Genomic DNA, 5,946 nt, shown 5'->3' with positions numbered 1-5,946 from the left:
AATTATTTTTTTGAAAATATAGAAAAAGAGCTATCGCTAGCGGATTTTTTTACCCGCTATTGCGACAGCTCCTTTTTAATAGAACATTTTTATTATTGAGAAAGAACTTCTGTAAAAGCAGCTTCATATAATTTTAATACTTCAGGATCTAAATCTACAAATAAAGTACATTTAGATAATGTTTCATCTGAAGGATATGCTGCTGGATTATTTTTAGTCTCCTCATCAAGTAGGTCATAAGCAGCAGTGTTAGGAGTAGAGTATCCTATATAATCTACATTTTCTTTAGCATTTTCAGGGTCGCATAAGAAGTTAATGAATGCTTCTGCTTGAGCTTTATTTTTTGCGCCAGCTGGAATACATAAAGCATCTACCCATTTATTAGAACCTTCTTTAGGTATAAAGTATTTCATATCAGGATTTTCGTTCATTATATAAATTGCATCACCAGACCAAACAGTTGCAAGCATTTTTTCACCGGCAATCATATTATCTTTAACTTCATCTACAACATAAACAGGATTAGTTAAACTTCTTTGTTCAATTAAAACATCTCTAGCAGCATCTATTTCAGTAGGAGTTGTAGAGTTTATAGAGTATCCATCTTTAAGTAATCCAATAGCCATAGCATCTCTAAGTGAGTTAAACATATATACTTCATCTTTGTATTTAGAATCCCAAAGAATATCCCAGCTATTTATAGGATCAGTTATTCTTGTACTATCATATATTATACCTATTGTTCCCCACATATAAGGTACAGAATATTCATTAGTAGGGTCGTAAGATAAATTTTTATAAGCATCGCCAATATATTGATAATTAGCAATATTATTAAGATCTATCTTTTCTAATAAATTTTCACTTATCATTTTTTCAATCATATAATCAGATGGAACTACTAAATCATAAGTGCCTGGATTAGTTTTAACTTTTTGGTACATTATTTCATTAGTATCATAAGTTGAATAATTTACCTTAATTCCAGTTTCCTTCTCGAATTTTCTAATAAGAGCTTCATCAATATAATCACCAACATTGAAGAAGTTTAATGTTCCATTTTCTCCAGCGTTACTATTTCCACATCCAGCAAAAAGAGAAGTTGTTAATAATGTAGTTGCAACTAAAGCAGCTAATTTTTTAAATTTTTTCAATTTATTCACCCCTTGAAGTAAATTCTTTTCTATTTACAATTAATAATAAAATTAATACTGTTAAAAACATTAAAGTAGATAATGCATTTATTGAAGGATTTATACCTTTTCTTGCCATAGAGTAAATTTCTATAGATAAATTAGTTACTCCAGGACCAGTAGTAAAGAAGCTAATTACAAAATCATCAATAGACATTGTAAAGGCCATTAAAAGTCCGGCAACAATACCAGGCTGAATTTGAGGTAAGATTATTTTCCACATTGCATACCCAGGTGTTGCACCTAAATCTAAGGCTGCTTCAGTTATATTATTAGGAAGTTGCTTTAGCTTAGGAAGTACAGATAATATAACGTATGGAATATTAAAAGTAATATGAGCTAAAAGCATTGTTGTAAATCCAAATTCAGCATTTATCCCAATTCTATTTAGAATAGGAAATATAAAAATAAATAAACTCATTATAGATATACCAGTAACTATATCTGGATTTAATACCGGTAAATTATTAATATTTAATAAAGTCTTTTTTGGTACGCCTCTCATTTTATGAATTCCTATAGCAGCTAATGTACCTATTATTGTAGCTATAATAGAAGAAACTATAGCTATTATTAGTGTATACTTTAAGGCTTCCATTATTCTAGCATTTTGAAAAAGGTTGGTATACCATCTTAGAGTAAATCCACTCCATTTTCCCATAGATTTTGAATCATTAAAGGAGAATACCATTAAAGTAACTATTGGTGTATATAAAAATACAAAAATTAATAATAGGTAAAATCTTTTAATGAAAGATTCAAGTTTTTTTACCATAATAAATATCCTCCTTATTTATCATCAGTACCTTCAAATTTATTCATGAAGGCCATTGAAATTAAAATTATAATCATCATAAATATGGCAATGGCAGAACCAAAGTTCCAATCACCCATTGTTGTATATTGAGTTTCTATTAAATTACCAAGTAACATATATTGCCCACCACCTAAGATTCTAGAAATAACAAAGGTAGATACAGCAGGCATAAACACCATAGTAATTCCTGAGATTACTCCAGGCATGCTTAAAGGTAAAACTATTTTTGTGAAGATTTTTTTTCTATTTGCACCTAAGTCAGATGCTGCATTTATTAAATCTTTATCCATTTTTGTAAGTACAGTATAAATAGGTAATATCATAAATGGTAAAAAGTTATATATCATACCTAAAAGTACTGCAAAATCATTATAAAGAATATCTATACGATTAAGACCTATATTAACTAGAAAAGTATTAATAAGACCATTTTTACCTAGTATAGGTAACCAAGCATAAGTTCTAAGTAGGAAGTTCATCCACATAGGAACAATAAATAGCATTATTAATATATTTCTTTTTCCTTCTCTCATTTTAGAGATTAAATAAGCAACAGGATATCCAAGAATAAGGCATCCTAAAGTTGCTTCAGCAGCTAAAAGCAAACTTCTACCAAAAACTTTTAAGTAATTAGGATCAAGTAGCCTTTGAAAGTTTTCTAATGAAAATTTATAAGTGTCACCTGATTTTATAGTAAAGGCGAAGAAAACTACTATTAAAAGTGGAATAACAATAAAAAGTGAGCTCCAAGCAATGTAGGGAGATGCTGGAAGGAAACCTTGATTATTTTTCTTTTTCATAATTACTTACCTTTCTCATTATATGTATTGCTTCAGGATCAATAATTAAGCCAACAGTACTTCCTACCTTAGCACTTTTTATATTATGTATTATCCACTTAGTATTTTCTTGTTCAACTTCAATTTCATAATGAACACCTTTAAAAGTAACAGAGTTAACTTTACCAACTAACATTCCATTTTCAACAGAAGTAATTTCGATATCTTCAGGTCTTACAACAACGTCTATTTTTTCATTTGATTTAAAACCTTTATCAACACAGTTGAAAGTTGTGTTAGAGAATTTTACTTTAAAGTCTTCTATCATAATTCCATCTAATATGTTACTTTCTCCAATAAAATCTGCAACAAATGCATTAGCAGGTTCATTATAGATATCTTCAGGACTACCCATTTGTTGAATTACACCCTTGTTCATTACAACAATAGTATCAGACATTGTTAAAGCTTCTTCTTGATCATGAGTTACAAATATAAATGTTATTCCAAGTCTCTTTTGAATTTTTTTTAGTTCTAATTGCATTTCTTTTCTAAGTTTTAAATCTAATGCACCTAAAGGTTCATCAAGTAAAAGAACTTGAGGCTCATTTACTAGAGCTCTTGCAATAGCAACTCTTTGTTGTTGACCACCACTTAATGAATCAACAGATCTTTTTTCAAAACCTTCAAGAGCAACCATTTTTAACATTTCACGAACTTTTTTATCAATCTCTTCTTTAGGAAGTTTTTTAATTTTTAATCCAAAAGCAATATTTTCATATATATTCATATGAGGAAATAATGCATACTTTTGGAACACTGTATTTAATTGTCTTTTGTAAGGAGGTAGATTAGATATATCATTCCCATCAAAGACAACCTTACCACTATCAGCAGTTTCAAAGCCTGCTATAATTTTAAGTGTAGTTGTTTTACCACAGCCACTAGGACCAAGTAAAGTTAAAAATTCGTTTTTACGTATATTTAATGAAAGGTTATCTAAAACAGTATTATCACCATAGACCTTAGAAACACCTTGTATTTCGATAATATTTTGACTCAAAAAAAACACCTCTTTCTTTAATATTAACGTATTCCATTGTTAATCAATGGAGAAAGTTGACTAAATTAAAATTTAGAATCTCACTTAAAATGATGGTGGAGTGGAAATCCAAATAACTTTAGCAGGTGTCTTTCCACTATTACTTATGTAATGATTTGATCTAGGTTTAAAATAGAAGCTCTCATTTTTTTTAACTTTATATGATTTGTCTCCAAGATGTAGAGTTATGGTTCCAGATAATACGTAACCAAATTCTTCACCCTCATGAGGTTCTTCTTCTGTATATTTTCCACCAGGATCTAATGTTATCATTATTGGTTCCATTTCATTTTTTTGTGCATTTGGAACTAACCACATTAATTTATATTTTAAATCATTATTTTCAGTTTCAAACATATCTTCATATGTATAAGTGATTTTTTCATCTTTATCATCACTAAAGAACTCTTTAAGGTTTGTCCCTAATATTTCCAATACATCTATTAAAGTGGCAATAGATGGTGAAGTTATATCATTTTCAAGTTGAGATATAAAACCTTTAGATAATTCGCATCTATTAGCAAGCTCTTTCTGTGTTAATCCTTTTTCAATTCTCATTCGTTTTATTTTATCCCCAATTTGCACAATTTCACCTTGCCTTTCAAATAATTTAATAATAACTATTACTAAACTATTGGTTTAAAATTACTAAACAAACAATGTTATTATATAGAGTTGTGAATAAAAAATCAATATTTTTGAGAAAAATATTTTAATAAAAATTCTTTAAATAACCTCATAAATAAAGGGGTTGAAGAAAAAACAATATTACTATGTTTAACATTTATACATTGAAAGTTTAGTATAAGTAAGAATGGGGAAAAGTTATAAAAAATAAAAATACTTATTTATAGGCATAATAGCAAAGTATAAATATAATTTATCTTTTATAAGAGAAATAAAAAAATATATATAAATTTATAATTGGTAAACAACAGAAAAAAATACATATAAAATCAATAAGGATAAATTTATATTAATTTAGTTTAAATATAATTATAAAAAAGTAAAATTTATAAAATTTAATAATAAAAATATGATTTTTAATATTAAAATAAACAATAATAATTATGAATAGATAATGATTACATGAAGGTATTAACAAAATTAGAGTTACGTTGTATAATAATAATGAATTAAATAAAAAAGTAATTTTATGAGAGAATAGTTTTTTCTTTTATTAGTTAATAAATCAAAAGAATATTTAACATAAACTTATAGATAATATGGAGGATGGAATATGTTAAAAGGAACAATACATTCAATAGAAACAATGGGATTAGTTGATGGACCAGGAATTAGAGTTGTAGTATTTATGCAAGGATGTGCATTAAGATGTCAATACTGTCATAACCCAGATACTTGGAGTGATAAAAGTGATGAAGCATTAGAGTTTACTCCAGAAGAATTAGTAAATAAAATTGCTAGATTTAGAAGTTATTTTGAAAGATCTGGAGGAGGGGTTACTTTTTCAGGAGGAGATCCTTTAAGACAACCAGAGTTTTTAAAAGAGTGTTTAAGACTTTGTAAAGAAAAAGGAATACATACTACAATAGATACATCAGGTGTAGGATTTGGAAACTATGAGGAAATATTAGAGTATACAGATTTAGTTCTTTTTGATGTAAAGCATGTTACAAAAGAAGGATATAAAGAAATGACTGGAATTAATATAGAGGAAAGTTTAAAATTCTTAGAGGCATGTAAAAAATGTAATACAAAAATATGGATAAGACAAGTTGTTGTTCCAGGAATGACAGATAGTGAAGAATATATAACTTCATTAGGAGAATTTATTAAGACTTTAAATAATGTTGAAAAAATAGAATTACTTCCATATCATTTACTTGGTGTAAATAAATATGAGAATATGAAAATAAAATACAGATTAGATGGTGTTCCAGCAATGGATAAAGATAAATGTAAAGAATTATATAAGTTACTTAATATATAAAATAAATAGCAGTAAGCTTTCTAGTGATATGCTCCCTTTATAGTAGACAGTTAAAATAATAAAACTGTCATTACTATAGAGGGAGCAATTTTTATGGGAAG

Annotated in this window: 6 protein-coding genes; 1 reads left to right on the top strand and 5 read right to left on the bottom strand. The window is 27.5% G+C overall.

Annotated features, from left to right (window positions below; translation table 11 throughout):
• Positions 1-92: 92 nt before the first annotated feature.
• The 5 genes from HCG76_RS18580 to HCG76_RS18560 all read right to left on the bottom strand — a co-directional run bounded on the left by HCG76_RS18580 (position 93) and on the right by HCG76_RS18560 (position 4,476).
• Complete coding sequence (locus HCG76_RS18580; protein ID WP_221701755.1) at positions 93-1,154, bottom strand: ABC transporter substrate-binding protein; 1,062 nt, start codon at positions 1,152-1,154, stop codon at positions 93-95.
• Position 1,155: 1 nt separating this feature from the next.
• Positions 1,156-1,968, bottom strand: coding sequence for an ABC transporter permease (locus HCG76_RS18575; RefSeq protein ID WP_221701754.1), 813 nt, complete (start codon positions 1,966-1,968; stop codon positions 1,156-1,158).
• 14 nt (positions 1,969-1,982) lie between these two features.
• Positions 1,983-2,810 carry an ABC transporter permease gene (locus HCG76_RS18570; protein WP_221701753.1) on the bottom strand — a complete coding sequence of 276 codons (828 nt, stop codon included), beginning with the start codon at positions 2,808-2,810 and terminating at the stop codon, positions 1,983-1,985.
• Positions 2,794-3,852: a spermidine/putrescine ABC transporter ATP-binding protein gene (gene potA / locus HCG76_RS18565; protein WP_221701752.1), complete on the bottom strand. Its 1,059-nt coding sequence runs from the start codon at positions 3,850-3,852 to the stop codon at positions 2,794-2,796. The genes HCG76_RS18570 and potA overlap by 17 nt, the downstream gene beginning before the upstream one ends.
• An 84-nt stretch (positions 3,853-3,936) precedes the next feature.
• Positions 3,937-4,476 (bottom strand): helix-turn-helix domain-containing protein, encoded by a 540-nt coding sequence (locus tag HCG76_RS18560; RefSeq protein WP_221701751.1) that lies wholly within the window; start codon positions 4,474-4,476, stop codon positions 3,937-3,939.
• A gap of 655 nt (positions 4,477-5,131) precedes the next feature.
• On the opposite strand from HCG76_RS18560, the gene pflA reads away from it, so the two are divergent.
• On the top strand, positions 5,132-5,845 hold the full coding sequence (gene pflA / locus HCG76_RS18555; protein ID WP_221701750.1) for a pyruvate formate-lyase-activating protein: 714 nt from the start codon (positions 5,132-5,134) through the stop codon (positions 5,843-5,845).
• Positions 5,846-5,946: the final 101 nt, after the last annotated feature.

This window comes from Clostridium sp. K13, from assembly GCF_019734195.1.
In the GTDB taxonomy this organism is placed as follows: domain Bacteria; phylum Bacillota; class Clostridia; order Clostridiales; family Clostridiaceae; genus Clostridium.
This window is presented reverse-complemented; position numbering and strand designations above follow the sequence as displayed.

Bases quoted from the DNA above. Each gene is read 5' to 3' on its own strand.
- HCG76_RS18575 (WP_221701754.1), bottom strand. From the start codon at position 1,968: ATGGTAAAAAAACTTGAATCTTTCATTAAAAGATTTTACCTATTATTA.
- HCG76_RS18570 (WP_221701753.1), bottom strand. From the start codon at position 2,810: ATGAAAAAGAAAAATAATCAAGGTTTCCTTCCAGCATCTCCCTACATT.
- pflA (WP_221701750.1), top strand. From the start codon at position 5,132: ATGTTAAAAGGAACAATACATTCAATAGAAACAATGGGATTAGTTGAT.